Consider the following 24,915-nt stretch of genomic DNA (forward strand, 5'->3'; position numbering starts at 1 on the left):
ATGAAAAAGATATATATAACCTTTAGTTTATTACTGCTGCTGATTACGGGTTTTTCCTGTAAAAAAGTGATCGATCTGCAGCCCACAAGCTCCTTTACAACCAACAACGTTTGGAAGGACCCCTCGCTGATACAGGTGTTTGTTAACCAGATCTATAAAGAATCGGTATTTGCCTTTAAAGACGGCGGCTTTGGCTGGGGATCACAAACAGACGAATTGTACAGTAATTTTAACTGGTGTAATGAAAATACCTATATCATGGGCCAGGCAACGCCTGATAACCAATCGAGTTCATTCCCTTTAAATTACAGCTCCACATTAAATTACTGGACAACGCTGTACAGCACCATTCAGAAAACGAACCTGTTTTTTCAAAACGTAGGCATGGCCGATAGCGTTGGACATGGTGCACAGCTGAACAATATGAAAGGAGAGGTGCACTTTTTACGGGCATTATGCTATTTTGAATTGTTAAAGCGTTTTGGCGGCGTTCCGCTGATCACCAAAGTTTATACCGCTAACGATAATACTTTTACTGAGTCAAGGGCTACTTATGATCAGACACGCGATTTTATCCTGACCGAGATAGCCGCCGCCGCCGCGATACTGCCAAAAACGTATACCAACAGCAGCGATTATGGTAAGGCTACGCTTGGCGCGGCTCTTGCCCTTAAATCCCGCTTGTTGTTGTATGCTGCCAGTCCAACTTTTAACACCGGTAATGATGTAAGCCGCTGGCAGGCTGCCGCCGATGCTGCAAAGGCGGTGATAGACCTGAATATTTATTCCTTACACGGAAACGCGACAACCTATAACACCATCTTTACCGATTTCTTTAACAGCGAAGTGATCTTTTCGCGGGTATTTAATGCCCAGGTACAGGAAGACCGCTACAATACCCTTTACCGCGACCTGAGCCCCAACGGTTACAATGGCTACAGCGCATACAATGTACTGGAGCAAATGGTTGAGGATTTTGATATGGCCGATGGCAGCCACTTTAGTTGGACTGCAAATGGTACCAACCCATATCAAAACAGGGAGCCACGTTTTTATGCGGATATCTTATATAATGGAGCGCCTTTTCAGAAGCGCAGTGCGCAGTTTTATGAGGGCGGGCTTGATTCAAAAACAAGCTCATTATCTCCATGGAACGCTTCAAAAACAGGTTACACAATCAGGAAGATGGTTGATGAGAGCTATGACTTTAATGTACAGCCTTATAGTGCCTGCCAGTGGGTTGCTTTTCGTTTGGGCGAGATCTACCTGAACTATGCCGAGGCTGAAGCCGCACTTGGCAACAGCAGCGAGGCACTGAACTACCTGAACAAGATCAGGGTGAGGGCCGGCATGCCAACTATTACCGCTACAGGAGCGGCGCTAACAGACGCCATCCGTCACGAACGCCGGATCGAGCTATGTTTTGAGGGGCACCGCTTCTTTGATATCAGGAGATGGGGCATGGCCGAAATAGGCTCTAAAGACGCGCTGGGTATTACTATTACTCCAACCTCGCCGGCCAATACATCGTTCACTTATAAAGTAACCACGATACAAAAACGTACCTGGGTGCCAAGTTTTTATTATTACCCGATCCCTCGTAAAGAGATCCAGATCAATCCTAATATTAAACAGAACCCTAATTACAATTAAAATAAACAATGCATAAAAAAGGCAGCAGCGTAGCTGCCTTTTTTTCTTACTTTGCCTAAAACTACGTACTTAATGGATAAGATATTTGATGAGATAAGAAAGCTGGCGGAAGTTCCTTCTTACTCCAAGCATGACAGGTTTGTTCAGGGAATTATCAACGCTATCGACGAAAAATTCATCGGCCAGGATGAGGTGTTACCATCGGTGAACAGGTTGATCAAGGAACTGGGTTTCTCGCGCGAAACCATCATGAAGGGTTATAAAGATCTCATCAGCAGGGGGATTGTGGAGAGTAAAAACAGGCTGGGCTACTTTGTTGGCAACGGAAATACCGGGCAAACCTTAAATGTAGCCTTGCTCATGTATAACCTGGATACTTTTGAGGAGCAGTTTTACCGTAACTTCAGGCATGAGCTTGGGGAAACCGTACAGCTCACCACCTATTTTCATCACGGTAATATCGAGATATTTGAAACCATACTTTTGCAGATAAGAGGGAAGTACGAAATGTATGTAGTTGCACCTATCCCGCATCCTAAAACTAAAGAGTTGCTGGAGATTATCCCCCGTAATAAATTCCTGATGTTTGACAGGTTTGAACCGCTGGAAGGGGAGTTTAACCACATCACCCAGGAGTTTGGGCACAGCTCTTACGATGTGTTTTCGAAGCTTGCTCCGCGGATAAAGCAGTTTGATGAGTTTATATTTTACCATTCTAAAAACTCGCTCGATCCAAAAGAGATCGTACAATCGTTCAATAAATTTCTGAAAGATTTTGACGTGAAAGGTAAGATACTGGAAGAATACGTGCCCGGGTCTATCCAAAAAGGGAAGGTATATTTTACGCTTGACAACTTTGCCCTCTGGCAAATTATGCGCGACTGTAAAACGCAGATGCTTGAACCTGGTAAGGACCTTGGCGTATTATCGCACAATGATGAGCCCGCTAAGGAAATTATCGGCATAACCACTTTCTCGGCCGATTTCTCAAGCATGGGGCAAAGGGCCGGGCAAGCTGTTTTATCTAAGGAGAAACTGCAGCTAACCGTTCCGATGTTATTGTTTGACAGGAATACGTTATAACCCACCGATATGAATGCCATGATGATTGCCGGTTTTTTATTTTTTGCCGGGATAGTAGTTTTTATATCATGGTACCGAAGAGGCACTGCGCGGGTTAATACCCTGAATAACCTGTTTTTTGCCAACAGGAGCCTTGGCTTTGTGCTGGTAGGCAGTGGCTTGTTGTTTACCAATATTAACGCGGCATCCATCATTGGCGAAAACGAGCTCACCTATACCAATAACATGACGGTTATGGCCTGGGGCGTAAGTTCGGTAGTGGCTATGCTGCTGGTATCCGAATTTATGATGCCGCTGTACCTCAAAATGGGCATAGCAACAACTCCCGATTTTTTGACGGCGAGATATGGGGCAGATGTAGGCCGACTGGTGTCGGTAATATTCCTGATCAGTTATATATTCAACCTGTTACCGTCCGTGCTTTATGCAGGCGCAGTCGCATTTAATGGTTTATACCATTTTTCTGATGTATGGGGAATATCATATACTACCGTGATTGTGGTGTTGGTGTGGATCATGGGGATTATCGGCTGCATTGTATCCATTATTGGGGGATTAAAGGCAATTACAAAGCTTGATATATTATTGGGTGTGGGTTTTTTCTGCGGAGGGGTTCTGCTGCCTTTCTTTGGCCTTAAGTACATTGGCCACGGAAACATAGGGAACGGGTTACAGCAGGTGCTAACCAAAAATACCTGGCACTTGAACAGTATAGGTTCAGTACACGATGCTATACCTTTTAGCGCTCTGTTTACGGGAATGCTGCTGGTTAACCTTTATTACTGGGGCACTGAGCAATATATTATTCAGCAGGTACTCTCGTCAAAAGATCTGGAAACCTCGCAAAAAGGTATCGCGCTTGCCGGTTTAGGAAAGCTGATATCGCCGCTGTTGCTCAATATCCCCGGGATTATTGCTGTACATGTTTTTGCCAATATGCACAACACCGCCGAGGCTTTTCCAAGATTGGTTAGCCAGGTATCGCCGCCTTTTATCGCGGGTTTTATTTCGGCAATTGTTTTTGTGGCATCGCTTACAACGTTTAATGCCGGGCTCAACAGCTCAAGCACCCTTTTTATGCTGAACATTTACAAGCCATGGTTGAAAAAACACTCAAAACCGGTTACAGAAAAAAAGCTGGTGCGCACAGCCAAACAGTTTGAGATTTTGATTTGCCTGCTGGCCATGTTTATAGCCCCGCTTATCATGTTTGTTAAAAATGGTTTTTACACCTACGTACAAATTGTTAACGGCTTTTTCAACGTGCCCATTTTTACCATCATGTTCATCGGTTTTGTAACTAAAAAAGTGCCTGGCGTAGCTGCGAAAATAGGGTTGGGCTTTTTTATTACCTGCTACGCGTGTACTCAATTGGTGGTGAATACGCATATTCATTTCCTGCATATCCTGGCCATTTTGTTTGTGATTACATGTGGTTTGATGTTGCTTATCGGTAAGTTATATCCTATGCCGGTGCCCTATACTTTAAAGCTGAATAACCTGGTAGATATCCGCCCCTGGGAAAACCGGTACTATTTTGCAGCTATCCTGCTTATCCTCATGATAGCGTTATTTGTGATGTTCTCCCCATTGATTCTGGCAAAGTAAATCTTGGTTTAAAATATATTTTATAATTTATAGAATAGAACAGAATAGAATTTATACTTTATTGTATATTTGCTATAACCTTAATACATTATAAACATTAAATAATTTACGATATGGCCTTAATGAAATATAAAGCAAGCCTGCTTTTATTGCTTTTTGTATGTTTTAACGCCGTCGCTCAACCGGCCTTTACATCGTCGGATAAGGCTGTTGAAAAGGCCTTTAATTGGGCAAAAGAGCAAGCCCTGCATTACAGAGGTGGTGCTACAGACCCTGTTGGCCCCTGGTATGAATCTGCGCTTCCTCCAAGATCTGCATTTTGTATGCGGGATGTGTCACATCAGTGCATTGGTGCCGAAGTATTAGGCTTGAGCCGGGAGAACATTAATATGTTCAATTTATTTGCCGGTAACATTTCGCAGTCAAAAGATTGGTGCTCATACTGGGAAATCAACAAATGGAATAAGCCTGCTCCCGATGATTACCGCAACGATAAGGAGTTTTGGTATAACCTGCCCGCGAATTTTGATGTGTTAAATGCAAGCTGGCGAATGTACCTGTGGACCGGCAACCGTCACTATATTGATGCCCCTGCGTTTGTTAATTTTCAGCAGAGATCTGTGAACGAGTATATCAACAGCTGGGTATTGGCCGCCGATTCTTTATTGAAACGTCCCGCGCATCCTAACGCGCCCGTTCCGTATAATGAAAGTGATTCCTTTCACCGTTGCCGGGGCTTACCTTCTTATTCGGAAGGAGTACAAAACCTTAAAACCGGTGTCGATCTGGTAGCAGCACTTTATCGTGGGATGATTACCTACTCGGATATTCTTACCCTTAAAGGAAAAACAAAAGAGGCTGCGGTTTACGCCAAAAAAGCACAAAAATATCTCGACCGCCTTGAGGCCGACTGGTGGAGCGATAAGGATAACCAATACTATACCTATCACAGCAACACCGGTCAGTTTGGAAAAGATGAAGGAGAAACGTTTTTGCTTTGGTTTGATGCCTTGAAAGATAGCGCAAGGGCGGGCAAAACCCTGGATAGGGTTACCGCGGCCAGGATCAATGTCGAAAATATGTCGTACTATCCCTTCCTGTTTTACAAGTTTGGCCGGTGGGAAAAGGCCCGTGATTATATCCTGTTGCTTTCCGATCCCTCAACCGCTCGCCGGGAATATCCTGAAGTATCTTACGGCATAGTAGAGGGTGTAGTACAAGGCTTAATGGGGATATCGCCCGACGCCCGTACACAAACTTTAAGCACCATTTACAAAACCGATGCCTCTGGTAACGCTGCTATCAGCGATGTGCCGCTTTTAAACACCAATATCAGTTTGGATCATTTAAGCGGGCAGCAATCGGCCATAAAAAATACAGGGGGCCGGTCTTTTAAATGGAAAGCCATGTTTTACGGCAGTTTTAAACATGCCAATGTTAACGGTAAAGCTATGGCCGCTAAAGCGGGAAAGGATCTGCAAAACAAAGCAGTATCTTTTGTTGAAACCACCGTTAACCCCAATCAAAAAGTTAACATCAAAGTATATTAATCTATCGGCAATTATGCTTTCTGCCTTATGAAGTTTATTAAAAACTGCATCTTTCTATATTCTATTTTATCGGCCTATTGTGCTCAGTCGCAACAAGCTGGTCTTGCTAAACAAAATAACAGGTGGGCTATACAACCTAATGGCAGTATCTCCTGGAAAACAGATAACCGCCTACCACATACCGACCATATCGAAATGTCGGGCGAAAAGGTTTCATTATGGGTTAAGTATGGAGTGGATACCAGCGGCCTGGCTAACCTGACCCGCACCGTGGTTTTTCCTACTTTCCGGATGCTGCCTGATGACACCCGGAGCCATATCGCTTACACCTTTCATGATAATGAACTGCCGCGCATTTATATTAATAACCAGCTGCTGCATATAACCAGTGAACAAGGTGCCGGGGATATAAACCTAAAAGTTAAAAGCATTAACCAACATGGTATTATGCATGTATTGGGCCAGGCAGGTAAAAAAGGAACAATCAGTATAGACCGCAGTTTGTTTCCTTCGGTTGATAAACCTTTGGCTATTGAAAAGTTTACCATCACAAATAAGGGCAGCGAACAGGTAACTGTTTCGATGGAAAAATTAAGCCGGATGGTTACAACCGATTCCGCCACCAGTAAATCGGCACCGCATACAGTGATCATGCAAACGGTTAATGATGGCAGGCATGTATTGCAGCCGGGGCAATCGGTAGCCTTGTCTGTTTGTTACCTCGCTACCGATCATCCGGGAATGTTAAACCCGGTTAATCCCTCAGCCGAAGAAACCGCAAGGAAACAACGTGTAGCGGAGATTTTATCGCCCCTGCAATTGCAAACGCCCGATAGCATTTTAAATACCGAGTTTGCTTTTGCCAAAATACGCGCCACAGAGAGCATTTTTAAAACAAAAGCAGGTTATATGCACGGGCCAGGTGGTTTATCATATTATGCGGCTATCTGGGCTAATGACCAGGCAGAATATGTAAGTCCGTATTTTGCTTTTTCTGGCGATAGCATAGGCGTTTTATCGGCCATGAATTGTTATCGCTTATTTGCAAGTTATATGAACCCGCAATACAAGCCAATCCCCAGTTCAATTGTAGCCGAGGGCGATACTTACTGGAATGGGGCAGGCGACCGCGGCGACCAGGCTATGATAGCTTACGGAGCTTCAAGATTTGCGCTTGCTTATGGTAAAATAGATTCGGCCCGCAAATTATGGCCGCTGATAACCTGGTGCCTGGAGTACAGCCGCAGGCACATTAACCAGGAAGGTGTAGTAACATCTGATGCCGACGAACTGGAAGGACGGTTTCCGGCGGGGAAAGCCAATTTATCAACCAATTGCTTGTATTATGATGCTTTGACATCAGCAGCGCTGCTTGGTAAACAGTTGCAGGTTCCTGCTAAAATTACCGATGGCTACCGGAAAGAAGCGGCCCAGCTTAAAGCCGCAATAGAAAAATACTTTGGCGCGACTATCGACGGATACCAAACCTATCGTTATTACGAAACCAACAATACCCTCCGGGCTTGGATCTGTATGCCATTGGCCATGGGTATTTTCGACAGGAAAGAAGGAACTATCCAGGCGCTGTTTTCGCCAAAACTATGGACAGCAGATGGACTGGCAACCGAAGCCGGAAAAGAAACATTCTGGGATCGGTCAACTTTGTATGCCTTACGTGGTGTGTTACAGGCCGGTGCAACTGACAAGGCAATAAACTATCTGCATTATTACTCAACCCGCAGACTGTTGGGAGAGCATGTGCCATACCCGGTCGAGGCTTATCCCGAGGGCAACCAACGCCATTTATCGGCAGAAAGTGGTCTGTATTGCCGGATCTTCACCGAGGGATTATTCGGTATAAGACCTACCGGTTTTAACAGCTTTAATTGCACGCCCAGGCTACCAAGTAACTGGAACGATATGGCCTTGAATAGAATTAAAGCCTTCGGAAAAGTTTTTAACCTCCGTATTTCAAGACAGGCGGGTGGAAAAATTGCCGTAAAAGTTATCCAGGGAGCTAAACAGCATACCTACGTTATCAAAAACGGCGATACCGTAAAAGTGGTATTGTAGGGCCTTGATGATACCCTCTTAAAGATGATTCTTCCATGGGCGATTGGGTAGCACCTACGGCGCAATTGGATTTTCGGGATGATAATCTACAAATAGGTAGCACCTAACGGCGCAAATTGGCAGGATTGCTATCCAACTGGGATAGCTATTCTGCTATGTTTTCAAATTGGCCCAATCCCCATGAGCATAATTTTTATCAGACCTTAATTCCCCGTAGGGGATACCTGTTTGTAGCAGAATAACAGATTGGATTTTTTGCGCCGTAGGTGCTACCCTTTCAAACATGCTTCTCCCGTGTATTGATTGAACAGCAACTGACGGTGCAAATTGGCGGGATGTGTCCGTCCGGCCAACTTAGCAATCCGGCTATGTTTTCAAACCGCTTAAAATTTTACGCAAACGTTTCTGGGAACGTTTGCGCTTTTTTAGTTGGACAATTCCTTTTTTTTATTGCCCTCAGCCTTTAATCTTGTTTGGGATTTAACAATCCTGCATCCAATTATAAGGCGATAAATAGCTGTTTTAAAATAAAAACATGTCGGTAATAAAAACAACGGTTAGGGTAGTGGTTTTGCTTTTGGCAGGCTGTGTTACATCGCAGGCACAGGTACAGCAATACTCCTGGCAGCATTTGCCGCAGGTGAGCAAGCCTGTGTTTAAAAAGGACACCATCAGCATTTTAAAATACGGCGCTAAGCCCGATGGCATTACATTGAATACGGTTAGTATCAACAAAACCATAGCTGCTTGCAGCGCCAAAGGCGGTGGGGTAGTGCTTATTCCGCAGGGATTATGGCTGACTGGTCCGCTGGCGATGAAAAGTAATGTTAACCTGCATGTAAGCCGTGCGGCACTGTTACAATTTACCGATGATAAAACCCAATACAAGCTTGTTGAAGGCAATTACGAAGGTCACGCCGCCGTACGTAATGAATCGCCGATATCGGGAACCGATCTTACAAACATTGCCATAACGGGTGAGGGTGTCATTGATGGACATGGCGAGGTTTGGCGGGCTATTGGTAAAGATAGGTTAACCGAAGCCGAATGGAATAAACTGGTAGTTTCAGGTGGTGTGGTGAGCGAAAACGGCAAAGCATGGTATCCATCCCAAAGCTATGTCAATGGGTTAAAAGCTCCAGGAGCCGGGGTAATAGGCAACGGCAAAACTATAAAAGATAACGAAGCCTTTAAAGACTTTTTCAGGCCCAATATGTTGGTGCTTACCAACTGCAAAAAGGTATTGTTGCAGGGCGTTACGCTGCAAAATTCGCCGGCATGGGATATTCACACGCTATTGTGCGAAGATCTTACGGTGCAAAACGTAAAGGTTAGAAATCCCTGGAACGCGCAGAATGGTGACGGTATCGATGTAGAATCGTGCAGGAATGTTCTGATAGAAGGCAGCACTTTTGATGCCGGCGATGATGGTATCTGCATCAAATCGGGCAGGGACGGGGAAGGCCGCAAACGGGGCAAACCTACCGAAAATGTAATTGTAAGGGATAATGTGGTTTACCGTTCGCACGGAGGCTTTGTGATAGGCAGCGAAATGTCTGGCGGGGCGAGGAATATTTTTGTATCTAACTGCACATTCATAGGCTCGGATATTGGTTTGCGCTTTAAAACTACCCGTGGCCGGGGTGGCGTGGTCGAAAATATCTTTATTAAGGATATCGCCATGAAAGATATTGTTCATGAGGCCATCTTGTTTGATATGTACTATGGCGGTAAATCGCCCGGCGAAGATGGCGATGTAAATGACCAGGCCGTTGTACCGGTAACCGAAGCTACACCTGCTTTCCGCAAATTTTATGTAGATAATGTGGCTTGCAACGGCACCGAAAAAGCGCTCATGATCAGGGGACTACCCGAGATGGGAATTAAGGATATCCACATCGAAAACAGTACATTCAAAACTACTAAAGGAGCGGATGTGATTGAAGCACAGAATATCTCCCTGAAAAATATCCATTTCGAAAGTAAAGAAACCAACCCGCTCATCAATATTCAAAATAGCAGCAATATCAGCTTTGATCATATTACTTATGGCGATACGCAGTTGCTGCTCAGGATCAGCGGAAAGAAATCGCAGCAAATAAAACTGCTGAGTACAGATACCTCGAAAGCTAAAAACAAAGCAGCATTTAGTTCAGGGGCAACCGAAAACGCTTTAATCGGTTCAAAATAATGAAGAGGGCGGCGCTATTGATGTGGATTGTTTTTGTACCTGCTCTGCTGCTGGCACAGGCTGTTACTTATCCAAATCATTTTACTGTAGCGCAGGATGGCAGCTGCGATTTTAAAACCATTCAGCAGGCTGTAAACGCAGTCCGTGATCTGTCGCAGCAAAGGGTTGTTATTAATATCAAAGCTGGTATTTATCAGGAAAAACTGGTGATCCCATCCTGGAAATGCAATATCGAACTGTTGGGTGAGGATCAGAATAAAACCATCGTAATCAACAGCGATTTCTCCGGCAAGCCAAATCCTCAGGGAAAGGATGCTTTCGCAAAAGCCGAGTTTACAACTTATACTTCCTACACGGTTTTGGCTCAGGGCAACGATTTTATAGCCCGTAATTTAACCATTGCAAATGCCGCCGGACCGGTAGGCCAGGCTGTAGCTTTACATGTTGAGGGTGACAGGTGCGCAGTGATCAATTGCAGGCTGTTGGGCAATCAGGATACGGTTTACGCGGGAACCGAGAACAGTCGCCAGTTTTATAAGGACTGCTATATTGAAGGTACTACCGATTTTATTTTTGGCGAAGCCACGGCGGTTTTTCAAAACTGTGTGATCAGGAGCCTTAAAAACTCTTTCATAACCGCTCCCGCAACCACAGCAAGGCAGCAGTTTGGCTTTGTGTTTTTGAGCTGTAAGTTGATTCCTGCTGATACGGCTGTTAAAAAAGTTTTTCTGGGCAGGCCATGGCGACCTTATGCCAAATCGGTTTTTATCAATACGCAGATGGATACTCACATCTCCGCCACAGGCTGGGACAACTGGCGTAATCCTGAAAATGAAAAGACCGCATTTTTTGCCGAATACAAGAGTAAGGGTACCGATATAAGTAAGCGGGCACCATGGTCGCACCAATTGACGGATGCTGAAGCGAAAAAATATACTTTGAATAACATACTTGCCGGGAACGACAAATGGGATGTAACGCTGATAAAATGAATTGGACGATGAAAAAAATATGGTTGTTGGGTGTATTCCTGTTTACGGGTTTGGGGATTAGCGCGCAGACACTGCCCTGGTCACAACGCATGGCTAATACCGCTCTGCATATCTGGAAGGATTCATTGCCGGGTACCAATTGGTCGTACGATCAGGGGATTGTTTTGCTGGGCTTGCAAAGCGTTTGGCAGCAATCGGCACAGGGCGAGTATTTCAGTTATATCCAAAAATCAATGGACAGGTACGTAAGTGCCGATGGAAATATTCGCACTTATAAAGCCAATGATTATACGCTGGATAATATCCTTTCAGGCCGGAGCCTGTTGCTGATGCACCGGGTATTAAACACCGAAAAGTATTATAAAGCAGCGTCATTGCTTCGCAAGCAACTGGACGGACAACCTAAAACACCTGAGGGCGGTTTCTGGCATAAAAAAAGATACCCAAACCAAATGTGGCTTGATGGCCTGTACATGGCCGAACCTTTTTATGCAGAATATGCTTCTGTTTATCATGAAGATGCGGATTTTGACCAGATAGCCGATCAATTTATCTGGATGGAACAACACGCCCGCGACAGTAAAACAGGCTTGCTTTATCATGCCTGGGACGAGAGCAAAAAAGAACGCTGGGCCAACCCGCAAACCGGTTTATCTGCCAGTTTATGGGCCCGTGCCGATGGTTGGTACGCCATGGCCTTGGTTGATGTGTTGCCATATTTTCCGGCTAATCATCCTAAACGGGCGGCGTTAATATCTATTTTAAACCGCCTTGCTGTAGCTATACAAGGCAGCCAGGATAAAGCTTCCGGCTTGTGGTACCAGGTGCTTGATCGGGGCGGTAAAAAAGATAATTATTTGGAAGCATCCGCATCATGCATGTTTGTTTATACACTGGCAAAAGGTGTAAGGGAAGGATATCTGCCTCAAAAATATTTACCGGTTGCCCAAAAGGCTTATGATAGTATCATCAAAAACTTTATCGAAACAGATGCTTCCGGCCAAGTAAATCTTAAAGGTACGGCAGGTGCTGTAGGCCTTGGCGGCGAACCTTACCGCGATGGCAGCTACGAATATTATACAAGCGTAAAAACTATCACCAATGAAACCAAAGGTGTAGGCGCATTTATGTTGGCCAGCGTGGAGATGGAACGCATTGCCAACCTGAACCAGGGAAAAGGTAGAACGGTGCTGTTGGATAGCTATTTCAACAACGAGCACCGCACAGATGTTACCGGTAAAAGTATCCCATATCACTACAAATGGGATGAACTGAGTCCTAATGGATTTTCGTTCTTAGCGCAGATCTTTAATAATTACGGTCTGCATACCCAGACTTTAAACGATGCCCCGGATGATGCAAACCTTAAAAAAGCTTCGGTTTATATTATTGTTGACCCGGATATCCTAAAGGAAAACCCGGATGCTAAGTATATCGAAGAACCCCATAACAATGCCATTGGCAATTGGGTGAAAAATGGCGGTGTACTGTTGGTTTTAAATAACGATACCGGCAATGCCGAGTTTACACACCTGAACAAACTGATGGCTAAATTTGGCATCAGCTTTAACCAAAATAGTGTTAACAAAGTGGTTGGGCGTAGCTTTGAGCAGGGCGCTATCATTATTCCTGCGGGCAACGCCATCTTTAAAACAGCCCGTAAAGTTTACATCAAAGAGTTGAGCACGCTACAATTAAGCAACCCGGCAGTTCCGCAGCTAACCAATGGCAAGGATATTATTGTTGCCACTGCCAAATATGGTAAAGGCACTGTATTCGCCGTTGGCGATCCCTGGTTTTATAACGAGTATGTAGACGGCCGGAAACTGCCTCCTGAATATGACAATTTTAAAGCAGCTAACGATTTGGTAAGCTGGCTGGTTAAACAAATCCCTCAAACAAAAAAATAGTAACCCCTTACAACCCATAAGCAAATGATATTATCACGATATAATCTGAACAAAACAACTGTACCGGCAACCGAGCTACCGCCTGCCAATGTATTCGATCTGCCTGAAAAGGTGCTGCAATTTGGTACAGGCGTACTGCTGCGTGGCCTGCCCGATTACTTTATTGATAAGGCTAACCGCGCGGCCATTTTTAACGGAAGGGTAGCCGTTGTTAAATCGACAGATAAAGGTTCGACCACAGATTTTGATATGCAGGATGGTTTGTATACCATTTACTCAAAAGGTATCGAAAATGGTAAAGAAGTTAACCAGCAGGTGATCTGTTCGGCGATAAGCCGGGTACTCTCCGCCTCAAACGAGTGGGAAGAGATCCTGGAGATAGCGCGTAGTAAAAGTTTACAAGTAGTGATTTCCAATACAACTGAAGTAGGCATTCAGTTGGTAAAGGAAGATGTGCGCAAGCATCCGCCGGTATCGTTCCCCGGTAAGTTATTGGCTATTTTGTATGAGCGCTATAGGGCATTTGATGGCCGACCGGATACTGGCCTGGTTATCATTCCAACCGAGCTGATCATTGATAACGGCAAAAAACTGGAAGCCATAGTATTGGAGCTTGCGCATTTAAATAAACTGGAGCCCGCGTTTATGGATTGGCTGGAGAGTAGCAATAGCTTTTGCAATTCGCTGGTAGACAGGATTGTTCCCGGTAGGCCCGATCAGCAGCTAAGCGATGCTATGGAAACAGCGCGTGGTTATACCGATAACCTGAGCATCATGTCCGAAACTTATAGTCTTTGGGCTATCCAGGGTGATGAAAAAATAGCCGAAGTTTTATCGTTTGCCCAGGCTGATAAAGGTGTTGTGATCACCCCAGACATTGAACTGTTCAGGGAGCTGAAACTTCGCCTGCTTAACGGTACGCACACACTAAGTTGTGCTGTAGCCTACCTTTCAGGCTTCAACACTGTTAAGGAAGCTATGGACGATGTGCATTTTATCAAGTTTATTACCCAACTGATGTTCACCGAAATCATGCCATCCATCCCTTACCAAATTGATGAGGATGTAGCCCGCGATTTTGGTAATAAAGTGCTTGATAGGTTCCGTAACCCTAACATCAGGCATGAGTGGTTAAGTATTTCGGTACAATACGCTACTAAAATTAAAATGCGTGTTATTCCGTTATTATTAAACTACTATAAACAAAACAATAAAGCACCGCAGATGATAGCCCTCGGTTTCGCGGCATTTATCCGTTTTATGCAGATTACGGAAACTGCGGAAGGCAAGTACACGGGTACAGCTCATTCGGATAATTATACGGTAACTGACGATCAGGCACCTGCTTTAAGCAAAGCATGGAATGGGGCTGATGCCGAAACCGCTATAGCCGCCATCCTAAAAAATAAAAGCCTTTGGGATAACGATCTGACAACTTTACCCGGCTTCACCGAAGCAGTAACACGTCAGTTTAAACTGATTAATGAAGAGGGAGAATTAGCCTTACGTGCTATTTAAACAGAATAACAATGAAACAGAATATATTAAAAGTACACCCTGCCGATAATGTGCTTGTGGCACTTGCAGATTTACAGGCTAACGAGCAGGTTACTTACCAGGATAAAACTTATGCCGTAAAAGAACTGATCCCGGCTAAACATAAATTTGCCATTGTGGATATTCCCGAAGGCGGCGAAATTATTATGTACGGCGTGTTGGTAGGCAAGGCCCAAAGCCCGATCCCGGTTGGTGGTTTAATCAGTACTGCCAATGTTAAGCACGCTGCAAACAGCTTTTTGACAGGCCAAAGCCATACCGATTGGCATAAGCCGGATATCAGCAAATGGGAGGGTAAAACATTCAATGGTTATCATCGTGAAGATGGCAGCGTAGGCACAGCCAATTACTGGTTGGTAGTACCGATGGTGTTTTGCGAAAACCGAAATATCGAGGTATTGCAGGAAGCATTGGTGAAGCCGCTGGGTTACGGCCGCAAAAAAACATACGAGATCAAAGCGCAGGAACTTATTGGTAAAATTAAAGCCGGAGCTGAAATAGACGAGGTTTTATATACCGAAATAGGCAGTGATACCAATCAAAACGCCGGTAACAAAGTTTTCCCAAATGTTGATGGCATTAAGTTTTTAACACATACCGGCGGTTGCGGCGGTACCCGTCAGGATTCATCGGCGCTTTGCGGCTTACTGGCGGGGTATATTACCCACCCCAACGTAGCCGGGGCAACCGTTTTAAGCTTGGGCTGCCAGAATGCCGAAGTAAAAACCCTGCAGGAAGAGATCAATAAACGCTCGCCGGAGTTTAACAAGCCTTTATACATATTAGATCAGCAGAAAACAGGCAAGGAGGCCGATTTGATGGAGCTGGCCATCAGGCAAACGTTGGCCGGTTTAATGCAGGCCAATCAGCATAGCCGTAAACCGGCCCCATTAAGCAAACTGACCATTGGTTTGGAATGCGGTGGTTCGGATGGTTTTTCGGGTATTTCAGCAAATCCTGCTATTGGTTATACTTCCGATCTGTTGGTGGCTATGGGCGGTTCGGTTATTTTAGCCGAGTTTCCGGAGCTTTGTGGTGTTGAGCAAAACCTGATTGACCGTTGTGTAGATAAATCTAAAGCTGATCGCTTTGCCGATCTGGTACGTACTTACAGCCAGCGTGCAGAAGAAGCCGGTTCTGGCTTTTATATGAACCCTTCGCCGGGTAATATTAAAGACGGATTGATCACTGATGCTATCAAATCGGCCGGGGCGGCTAAAAAGGGTGGCACATCGCCGGTTGCCGATGTATTGGATTATCCTGAAAAGGTAACACAACCCGGACTTAACCTGCTTTGCACGCCAGGGAACGACGTTGAATCAACCACGGCCGAAGTTGGCTCGGGCGCTAATATTGTATTGTTTACTACCGGATTAGGAACGCCCACAGGTAACCCAATAGCTCCGGTTGTGAAAATTGCTACCAATACGGCGTTATATAACCGCATGAGTGATATTATCGACATCAATACCGGTACTATTGTAGAAGGTGACGAAACCATTGAACAAGCCGGTGAGCGAATCCTGGATTACGTGGTAAAAGTAGCCAGCGGCGAAATTGAAGTTCATGCTGTACGTCACGGGCAGGATGATTTTATCCCCTGGAAAAGAGGGGTTTCACTATAGTTTAATTTCCTCCTCCCGTGTTCGTGTCCCCACGAACACCCGTAGACAGGTATTGAGGGGTATATGGAATGAAAAGAGAACAACCATAGTAAAAAAACACCAAGTTTCCGTGAGGACACGGAAACGGGATAAAAACATGACGAAAAACCAATGAAAATACTAACCTGTACAACGCCCGGTCAACTGGAGTACGGCACTGCCGAAGCTCCACAATTAAAGCCGGGTAATGCGCTGCTCAAAATAAAACGTATAGGCATTTGCGGCACCGATCTGCATGCCTTTGAAGGTACCCAGCCCTTTTTTAGCTATCCAAGAATTTTGGGCCACGAGCTCGCGGCCGAACTGGTTGAAGCAGGCGACGCCGAAGGTTTTGAAAAGGCTGAGGCTGTTACATTTATTCCATATTTCAATTGTGGGCATTGCATTGCCTGTCGCTCGGGCAAACCAAATTGTTGTGTAAATATCCAGGTTTGCGGTGTACATACCGATGGCGGTATGGCCGAATACCTGCAGGTACCGTCACATTTATTGGTTCATGGCGAGGGATTGAGCTTTGATGAACTGGCATTGGTTGAGCCACTGGCTATAGGTGCGCATGGTGTGCGACGGGCAGATGTAAAACCAGGCGAGTTTGTGCTGATCATCGGCGCGGGACCTATCGGTCTGGGTATTATGGAATTTGCCCGCATTGCCGGAGCAAAAGTGATTGCTGCCGATGTAAACGAACAACGCCTGAATTTTTGCCGTGAAAACCTTAAAGTCGACTATACCATCAACGTAAAAAACGAAGATGTAACGGAGCGACTTAAACAGATCACCAATGGCGATATGCCTACCGTAATCATTGATGCTACCGGCAATCAAAAGGCTATAAATGGCGCGTTTTTGTACCTGGCCCATGGCGGCAGGTATGTGCTGGTTGGTTTACAGCGTGATGAGATTATTGTAAGTCACCCAGAGTTTCACAAACGCGAAAGTACGTTGATGAGCAGCCGTAACGCTACCCGCGAGGATTTTGAGCATGTGATTAGGTCAATGAAAAGCGGTTTGGTAAACCCGCAGACTTACATCACCCACCGGGTAAAATTTGATGAAGTAAAAGATCAGTTTGAGAGCTGGCTGAACCCGGCAAATGGAGTTATCAAGGCTATTGTAGAGGTATAAGTGATGATAAAAAGGGCATTTTTAATTAGTTTGTTATTTTGTGTGGCAGGTAATGTTTTTGCGCAGCAAAAGCGTGTATTAGGTTTTGAAAAGCTGAAAATTTATGTAAATAGTTTTAATAAAGCCGATACCGAAACGGTTAAAAATTACATCACTAACGATCATGCCTACGAATGGTTATCCAAAAATGTACCCTTGTTTGAGTGCCCGGATTCGGCTATTCAAAAGATCTATTATTACCGTTGGTGGACATTCCGAAAACACCTGAAACAAACACCAGATGGTTTTATTTTTACAGAATTTATAACTCCCGTTAGCTTTACCGGTGTTTACAACAGTTCGAGCAGTGCGCTTGGTCACCAGATTTATGAAGGGCGCTGGCTGCATGATCCGCAATATATAAACCAATATATCAACTTCTGGCTGTATGTTGACCCTAAGCAAAAGAAGCCGCATTTACATGCTTTCAGCAGCTGGATTGATGACGCTGTGTATAATTACTACCTGGTAAATCTTGATAAACATTTTGTTGAACAGGCTTTGCCCTTGCTTAACACCGATTACCGTGTTTGGGAAACGGAAAAACAGCTGCCATCCAAATTGTTCTGGCAGTTTGATGTGCGCGACGCCATGGAAGAAAGTATCAGCGGGGGCCGCAAGGTAAAAAACACCCGGCCTACCATTAACAGTTATATGTATGGCAACGCCATGGCGCTATCAAAAATGGCGGCTTTAACCGGCAATGATTCGCTGAAAATAAAATACACACAAAAAGCTATCGACCTGAAAAAACTGGTGCAGGATAGCTTGTGGAACGATAGTGTCTCCTTTTTTGAAGTGCGTAAACCCGATGGCCATTTTGCCGGTGCCCGCGAAGAACTGGGTTTCATTCCCTGGTATTTTAGCCTGCCTGATGATAAAGCGGTTTATGCCAAACAATGGGATCAATTAACCGATGACAAAGGCTTCAATGCCCCCTGGGGCATTACCACAGCCGAACGCAGGCACCCGCTGTTCCGTACCCATGGTACGGGGCATGGTTGTGAATGGGACGGTGCGGTATGGCCTTTTGCTACTACGCAAACCCTGAAGGGACTGGCTAACCTGCTAACCGCTTATCAAAACAAAGGCAGCATGACGCCGGGTATTTTTTATGATGAACTGCACAAGTATGCCCTTTCGCACATTAAGCGTGGGCAACCTTACCTTGGCGAATACCAGGACGAAAAGACCGGCTACTGGCTTAAAGGCGATAACCCGCGAAGCAGCTATTACAACCACTCCGGATTTTGTGATCTGGTGATCAATGATCTTGTTGGCCTGAAACCACGTGAAGATAATATGTTAGAAGTTTTCCCGCTTATCCCTCAAAACCAGTGGAAATGGTTTGCGCTGGATAATGTGCTTTATCACGGTTATACCATCAGCGTGGTATGGGATAAAACGGGTACCAAATACCATAAAGGCAAAGGTTTTATTATTTATGCCGATGGTAAGGTGATATCCCGGAGTGCGCAATTGAAACGTATCCTGGTTAAGCTTCCGGGCTAATCTTGACTCATTTTTTCTTGTTTGTTGGTTTGCTGACTTTAATGATGATAATATCGTATAGTAGATAGAGAAAATATCAGATGAAATTGCAGCCTTGCACTGATATTTTTGAATACTATACAACCAATTAAGTTCAAAACCCTGGGTATCATTTAAGATACTAAAGCCTTCATTCAAATCAACGAAAGAGGCTTTGGTAAGCCTGTTAATACGAATGAAAATGAAGATGTTCAACCGTTACCTGTTGCTGTTATTTACGCTGATCTTTTGTTTTTATTCAACTTCACACGCTCAAAACCAATTTAAAAAAATTACCATCGTTACTTTGCCCCAGCATCACGCAAGGATAAGTTACGGTGTACAAAAACTGACGCTGGCTCTGCGCCATGCCGGGTATTTGGTTACTGAGCAATCTTATAAAGGCACATTTCCTTCAGGTAATGCCATAGTTGTTGGTTTACTTACGGATGCCCCGATTAAGAAATTGGCTGGCACTGTAAATAATCATCCGGGCAAAGAAGGTTTTATCATCAGTGATAGCGGCCTTAAAAATAAACTACTAATAGCCGGTTCCGATAATTCCGGTGCGCTTTACGGCTGTCTTGAACTGGCAGATAGGATCGACATAAATAAAAAACTTCCGGTAAATATCAACCTGCATGATCAGCCTGAAATGGTTTTGCGGGGTACTTGTATCGGTGTACAGAAACCTGCTTTACTTCCCGGTCGCGGCACTTATGAGTATCCTTACACCCCTCAAAACTTCCCATGGTTTTATGATAAAGCTTTATGGATCCGTTACCTGGATTCATTGGCGCATAACCGGATGAATTCCCTGTATTTATGGAACGGGCACCCCTTTGCCTCGCTGGTGCGGGTAAAGGAATATCCTTACGCTGTTGAGGTTGATGACGCCACTTTTAAGCAAAATGAAGAGATCTACAGCTTTTTAGCCGATGAAGCTGATAAGCGCGGCATCTGGCTTATTCAGGGATTTTATAATATCATTGTATCCAAACCCTTCGCCGAAAAAAATAACCTGAAAACGCAGGACAGGAACCGGCACATTGTACCTATCATTGCCGACTATACCCGCAAATCTATCGCGGCCTTTGTTCAAAAATATCCGCATGTGGGTTTATTGGTTACGCTGGGCGAGGCCATGGAAGGCGTAGGGCAAGATGATATCGACTGGTTTACGCAAACCATTATTCCGGGGGTAAAGGACGGATTAAAAGCTTTGGGCCGCACCGATGAACCGCCGATTGTACTCCGGGCTCATGATACCGATGCCCCCGCGGTGATGAAATATGCCAAGCCGCTTTATTCAAATTTATACACCGAAGCAAAGTACAACGGCGAGGCGCTAACTACTTATGAACCCCATGGCCCCTGGGCCGATCTGCACCGCACGTTGAGTAGCATTGGTACCGTACAAATAGAGAATGTGCATATCATGGCTAACCTGGAGCCTTTCCGTTATGGCTCGGCCGATTTTATTCAGAAATGTGTACAGGCCATGCATACGGTTTATGGTGCTAATGCCCTGCACCTATACCCGCAGGCATCATATTGGGATTGGCCTTATACTGCTGATAATACCGGCGGCGAGCGTTTGCTGCAGTTAGATAGGGACTGGATCTGGTATAAAGCATGGTCGCGCTATGCCTGGGATAGCAAGCGGGACAGGGCCGGCGAAATAAGCTATTGGGCAAAGCAACTGGCTGATAAATACGGATGCGATCAGGCACATGGCGAGGCCATCTTAAAAGCTTATGAGCAATCGGGCAATATCTCGCCCGAACTGCTGCGCCGCTTTGGTATTACCGATGGCAACCGCCAAACCATGACTTTGGGCATGCTGATGAGCCAGTTGGTTAATCCCGAAAAATATGGTTTGTTTTCGCTGCTGTACAATTCAGAGGGCCCGGTTGGTGAAATGATGAGCGAATATGCCGAGAGAGAATGGAAACACCAGCTGCATGTCGGCGAAACGCCGGTTAAGGTGATCGATAGCGTAATACTACAGGGACAAAAGGCGGTTGAGGCTATCAACGAAGCGTCTGCAAAGGTAACTAAAGACAAAGCAGAGTTTGATCGCCTGAAAAACGACATGTATTGCTATAACGCCATGGCCAATAACTATGCCTACAAGGCAAAAGCGGCTTTGTGGGTATTGCGCTATAAATATTCGGATAATGTTGCCGATCTGGAAAAGGCTTTGCCCGAACTGCAAATCAGTCTGGATTATTATAAACAACTGGTGAAACTAACCGAAAATACTTACCTGTATGCCAACAGCATGCAAACCAAACAACGCAAAATCCCGGTTGGAGGTAATGATGCCAAAATGAAAACCTGGGCCGAGCTTTTGCCGGTTTACCAAAAGGAACTGGACAATTTTAAACGCAATATTGATTCGCTAAAATCGCCTCAAACACAGCAAAAGCAAAAAGAGGTTGCAGTTTTGAAAGATGCGCCTGTGAAGTTTGAAAATAATAGCTATCAGGTCAACGCCGGTGAGAGGGTATTTGCCGATACATCGGCAGCAATCAAAAATATCGCGAAAGAACTGGCAGGTTTAAAAGGTGTAAAGCTACCTAAGGCAGATCAGCAAAAGAACGGTACAACCATCAGCTTTAAAAATGACAGACCGGTAAAGGTATTGGTTGGCTTTTTCAACAGTAAAATGCCTCAATACCTGCCCGAACCACAACTGGAAACAGATGCCAGCGCTAACGATTATGGTCAGGCAGATATCAAGATTGCCAATGCTATTCAAATTGATGGCTTGCCGCCGGTAAATATTCATACTTATACCTTTAAAGCTGGTTCAAATACACTTACCTTGGGTAAAGGTGCGGCCTTGGTTTTGGGCATTGTTGATGCGGAGGCCAATGTGCCGGTGTACGATGCCGGCTTAAGCAACGAAGGTAATATCAAAGATTTACGCTGGCTTTTTAACTGATGTTTATGAATAGCAGGAAAAGTTTTTATATCGCTATGTTAATGTTTGGAGTTGTACAGGCTTTTGCCCAGCAACCCCTTAAGCTTTGGTATAAACAGCCCGCTCAAAAATGGACGGATGCCTTACCCATAGGTAATGGCCGCATTGGTGGCATGATTTATGGCGGCGTTACCGAAGACCATATCCAATATAACGAACAAAGCCTGTGGACAGGCGGCCCGCGCGACTATAACCGCAAAGGTGCCGTGAAATATTTGGAGCCCATCCGTAAGCTCCTTGCTGATGGTAAACAAGCCGAAGCAGAGGCCATGGCCCAACAACATTTTATGGGTACGAAGAGCGATGAAGCTACCTATGCTGCTGATTCTGCAAAGTGGTTTAAGATGATAGGTTCGTACCATTTGCCACAAGACGAGCTATTTCATGATGATAATCTTAAAACTATCAATTTGCCGACAGAACAGGGATGGGAAGTCTCGCCAGGGTTTGAAGGAGTTGATGGCGCGGTTTGGTTCATAAAACATTTTAATGTTCCGGCTGATTGGAAAGGGAAGAACCTGGTGATCAGTTTAGGCAGGATACGAGATATCGACCGCACCTGGCTTAATGGAGATTACATCGGCACAACTTCGGGTAACGCCTACCGGAAATACATTATCCCGGCAAATAAAATACATATCGGTGAGAATAGGCTTGCAGTACAGGTAATCAACTTTTATGATAAGGGTGGCTTTACGAGCAACGCTAAAACTTTATCAGTTTATCCCGAAGGAAGTGAAAATGATGCGATTAGCCTTGCCGGTGAATGGAAGTATTTTATACAGGATGATAAGCCACCTGCATATCCCCGCTACAATGCCGATTATCAGCCCTTCGCTGATTTGTACCTGCAATTTCCAAAGCAGGAGGTAACAGACTATAAACGCGATCTTGATCTTACCACCGCCACCGCGCACGTGAGTTATAAAGCAGATGGTGTTATTTATACCCGCGAGTACTTTAGCAGTGCGCCTGATCAGGTGATGGCTGTACATTTAATTGCCGATAAACCGGGCAAAATTAGCCTGAAAGCTTTGCTTGGCAGTCTGCACAAAAACTACGTTATCCGTAAAATTGATGATCATACGCTCGGCCTGTCTTTAAAAGTAAAAGATGGTGTTTTGCGTGGCGTAAGCTACTTGCATGTACAGGCCATGGGTGGTAAGGTTGTGGTAACCCCAAAGAATATATCAGTCACAGGAGCTAACGAAGCTACATTTTATCTCACAGCGGCAACCAATTTTAAAAACTATCATGATGTATCAGGTAATCCGGAGGCTATCTGCAAAGCTCAAATAGCGGCAATAACGCACAAGAATTATGCAGCTATCAGAGATGCTCACATTAAAGATTATCAAAGGTATTTCAATACATTTTCCATCGATTTAGGTAAGGGCGAAAACGCGGACCTGCCGACGGATGAACGGATCCTGAAATTTGGCCAGTCGGTCGATCCCTCATTTATCAGCCTTTATGCGCAATATGGCAGGTATTTGCTGATCTCATCATCAAGACCGGGCAACGGACCCGCAAATTTGCAGGGCTTGTGGAACAACCTGCTCACGCCGCCCTGGGGCAGCAAGTTTACTACTAATATTAACCTTCAAATGAATTACTGGCCTGCTGAGGTGCTTAACTTATCAGCTTGCAGTCAGCCGTTTTTTAGTATCGTTGATGACCTTTCAAAAACAGGTCATGAAACCGCGGCTGAACACTATGGCGCGCCAGGTTGGGTATTGCACCATAATACCGATTTATGGCGAGGGGCGGCACCTGTTAACGCTTCCAACCATGGTATCTGGGTTAGCGGGGCCGCGTGGCTTTGTCACCAGTTATGGGAGCACTATTTGTACACCGGCGATAAAGGTTTTCTGCAAAAAAGAGCATATCCCGAAATGAAAGGTGCCGCGGAGTTTTTCGTACACTTTTTGGTTAAAAATCCTAAAACAGGATACCTCATCAGCACGCCGTCTAACTCGCCGGAGCATGGTGGTTTGGTTGCCGGGCCAACAATGGATCATCAAATCATCCGTGATCTGTTAAAAAACTGCCTCGAAGCAGCTAAAGTGCTTAACATTGATAAGGCTTTTGCCGATACGCTCAAGTTAAAATACAGCCAGATAGCGCCCAATAAAATTGGCAAATACGGCCAGCTGCAGGAATGGATGGAAGATAAAGATGATACCACGGATACTCATCGCCACGTTTCGCATATGTGGGGCGTTTATCCCGGAACGGATATTACTTTTAAAACGCCGGAACTATTGAATGCCGCCGAAAAATCTATGAAATACCGTGGCGATGAAGGTACCGGCTGGAGCATTGCCTGGAAGGTAAATATCTGGGCGCGGATGCACCAGGGCGATCATGCTTATCTCATGTTAACCAAACTATTGTCGCCTGCCGATGTAAGCTCGGGTAAGGAGAAGGGCGGAGTTTACCATAACCTGTTCGACGCACACCCGCCATTTCAGATTGATGGAAATTTTGGCGGTGCGGCAGGTTTAGCCGAAATGCTTTTACAAAGTCAGGGCGATGCTATAGAATTGCTGCCAGCCTTACCAACTGCTTTACCACAAGGTAGTATCAAAGGTATTTGTGCCAGGGGTGGTTTCGTGTTGGATCTTGAATGGCAAAACGGGCGCTTGAAAAATCTGCAGGTACTTTCAAAATTGGGTAAAACCTGTCGCTTGGCTTATGCCGGAAGGACAATCAGCATTGAAACTCAAACAGGTAAAAACTATCGCTTTGATGCCGATCTGAAACAATTGTAAAAGATGGGCGAAGCGCAAAAATATCGCAGCGGGATTGCAGTAAAAGAACAATGTGTTTTAGCACTGTGTGATTGCCCTTTTGAGAGAGTAGTAGCCCATAAGGCTATAGAGAAGTTTAAAGCGCGTTGGGTTGCGCGATTCCCTCCCCAGGGAGGGTGTAGGGAGGGGTTTCGGCGA

General features: G+C 45.1%; 14 protein-coding genes. All 14 read left to right on the top strand.

The genetic code is table 11. The annotated features are described in order from the left end of the window. The 14 genes from DEO27_RS02070 to DEO27_RS02135 all read left to right on the top strand — a co-directional run bounded on the left by DEO27_RS02070 (position 1) and on the right by DEO27_RS02135 (position 24,738). Positions 1–1,653 (top strand): RagB/SusD family nutrient uptake outer membrane protein, encoded by a 1,653-nt coding sequence (locus DEO27_RS02070; protein WP_112569254.1) that lies wholly within the window; start codon positions 1–3, stop codon positions 1,651–1,653. Between the two features lie 72 nt (positions 1,654–1,725). After that, positions 1,726–2,736, top strand: coding sequence for a GntR family transcriptional regulator (locus DEO27_RS02075; RefSeq protein WP_112569256.1), 1,011 nt, complete (start codon positions 1,726–1,728; stop codon positions 2,734–2,736). A gap of 9 nt (positions 2,737–2,745) precedes the next feature. Further along, entirely contained in the window at positions 2,746–4,344 is a 1,599-nt protein-coding gene (locus tag DEO27_RS02080) for a solute:sodium symporter family transporter (RefSeq protein ID WP_112569258.1), read from the top strand. A 122-nt stretch (positions 4,345–4,466) separates the two neighbouring features. Then, a complete protein-coding gene (locus DEO27_RS02085) occupies positions 4,467–5,894 on the top strand; it encodes a hypothetical protein (RefSeq protein WP_223818129.1) in 1,428 nt (475 codons plus the stop codon). 27 nt (positions 5,895–5,921) lie between these two features. Beyond that, positions 5,922–7,967 (top strand): hypothetical protein, encoded by a 2,046-nt coding sequence (locus DEO27_RS02090; RefSeq protein ID WP_223818130.1) that lies wholly within the window; start codon positions 5,922–5,924, stop codon positions 7,965–7,967. Positions 7,968–8,502: 535 nt separating this feature from the next. Continuing rightward, entirely contained in the window at positions 8,503–10,158 is a 1,656-nt protein-coding gene (locus DEO27_RS02095; RefSeq protein WP_112569263.1) for a glycoside hydrolase family 28 protein, read from the top strand. Next, a complete protein-coding gene (locus tag DEO27_RS02100) occupies positions 10,158–11,150 on the top strand; it encodes a pectinesterase family protein (RefSeq protein ID WP_112569266.1) in 993 nt (330 codons plus the stop codon). Before DEO27_RS02095 ends, DEO27_RS02100 begins: the two co-directional genes overlap by 1 nt. An 8-nt stretch (positions 11,151–11,158) precedes the next feature. Continuing rightward, complete coding sequence (locus DEO27_RS02105; RefSeq protein ID WP_112570013.1) at positions 11,159–13,060, top strand: glycoside hydrolase family 88 protein; 1,902 nt, start codon at positions 11,159–11,161, stop codon at positions 13,058–13,060. 24 nt (positions 13,061–13,084) lie between these two features. After that, on the top strand, positions 13,085–14,578 hold the full coding sequence (locus DEO27_RS02110) for a tagaturonate reductase (RefSeq protein WP_112569268.1): 1,494 nt from the start codon (positions 13,085–13,087) through the stop codon (positions 14,576–14,578). Positions 14,579–14,589: 11 nt separating this feature from the next. Next, a complete protein-coding gene (locus DEO27_RS02115) occupies positions 14,590–16,242 on the top strand; it encodes a UxaA family hydrolase (protein WP_112569270.1) in 1,653 nt (550 codons plus the stop codon). A 150-nt stretch (positions 16,243–16,392) separates the two neighbouring features. Continuing rightward, complete coding sequence (locus DEO27_RS02120) at positions 16,393–17,406, top strand: zinc-binding alcohol dehydrogenase family protein (RefSeq protein WP_112569272.1); 1,014 nt, start codon at positions 16,393–16,395, stop codon at positions 17,404–17,406. Between the two features lie 3 nt (positions 17,407–17,409). Continuing rightward, the gene (locus DEO27_RS02125; protein ID WP_112569274.1) at positions 17,410–18,957 is read left to right on the top strand and encodes an MGH1-like glycoside hydrolase domain-containing protein; all 1,548 of its coding nucleotides are present in this window, start codon (positions 17,410–17,412) and stop codon (positions 18,955–18,957) included. A 220-nt stretch (positions 18,958–19,177) separates the two neighbouring features. After that, the gene (locus DEO27_RS02130) at positions 19,178–21,925 is read left to right on the top strand and encodes a hypothetical protein (RefSeq protein WP_223818131.1); all 2,748 of its coding nucleotides are present in this window, start codon (positions 19,178–19,180) and stop codon (positions 21,923–21,925) included. A gap of 5 nt (positions 21,926–21,930) precedes the next feature. After that, positions 21,931–24,738, top strand: a complete 2,808-nt coding sequence (locus tag DEO27_RS02135) for a glycosyl hydrolase family 95 catalytic domain-containing protein (protein WP_223818132.1) — start codon at positions 21,931–21,933, stop codon at positions 24,736–24,738. The last annotated feature ends 177 nt before the right edge of the window (positions 24,739–24,915 follow it).

The sequence above is a fragment of the Mucilaginibacter rubeus genome, assembly GCF_003286415.2.
GTDB classification, from domain to species: Bacteria; Bacteroidota; Bacteroidia; order Sphingobacteriales; family Sphingobacteriaceae; genus Mucilaginibacter; species Mucilaginibacter rubeus_A.

Coding starts and splice junctions, on each gene's coding strand:
- DEO27_RS02125 (WP_112569274.1), top strand. CDS start 17,410: ATGATAAAAAGGGCATTTTTAATTAGTTTGTTATTTTGTGTGGCAGGT.
- DEO27_RS02070 (WP_112569254.1), top strand. CDS start 1: ATGAAAAAGATATATATAACCTTTAGTTTATTACTGCTGCTGATTACG.
- DEO27_RS02075 (WP_112569256.1), top strand. CDS start 1,726: ATGGATAAGATATTTGATGAGATAAGAAAGCTGGCGGAAGTTCCTTCT.
- DEO27_RS02100 (WP_112569266.1), top strand. CDS start 10,158: ATGAAGAGGGCGGCGCTATTGATGTGGATTGTTTTTGTACCTGCTCTG.
- DEO27_RS02120 (WP_112569272.1), top strand. CDS start 16,393: ATGAAAATACTAACCTGTACAACGCCCGGTCAACTGGAGTACGGCACT.
- DEO27_RS02095 (WP_112569263.1), top strand. CDS start 8,503: ATGTCGGTAATAAAAACAACGGTTAGGGTAGTGGTTTTGCTTTTGGCA.
- DEO27_RS02110 (WP_112569268.1), top strand. CDS start 13,085: ATGATATTATCACGATATAATCTGAACAAAACAACTGTACCGGCAACC.
- DEO27_RS02135 (WP_223818132.1), top strand. CDS start 21,931: ATGAATAGCAGGAAAAGTTTTTATATCGCTATGTTAATGTTTGGAGTT.
- DEO27_RS02130 (WP_223818131.1), top strand. CDS start 19,178: ATGAAGATGTTCAACCGTTACCTGTTGCTGTTATTTACGCTGATCTTT.
- DEO27_RS02090 (WP_223818130.1), top strand. CDS start 5,922: ATGAAGTTTATTAAAAACTGCATCTTTCTATATTCTATTTTATCGGCC.
- DEO27_RS02085 (WP_223818129.1), top strand. CDS start 4,467: ATGAAATATAAAGCAAGCCTGCTTTTATTGCTTTTTGTATGTTTTAAC.
- DEO27_RS02115 (WP_112569270.1), top strand. CDS start 14,590: ATGAAACAGAATATATTAAAAGTACACCCTGCCGATAATGTGCTTGTG.
- DEO27_RS02080 (WP_112569258.1), top strand. CDS start 2,746: ATGAATGCCATGATGATTGCCGGTTTTTTATTTTTTGCCGGGATAGTA.
- DEO27_RS02105 (WP_112570013.1), top strand. CDS start 11,159: ATGAAAAAAATATGGTTGTTGGGTGTATTCCTGTTTACGGGTTTGGGG.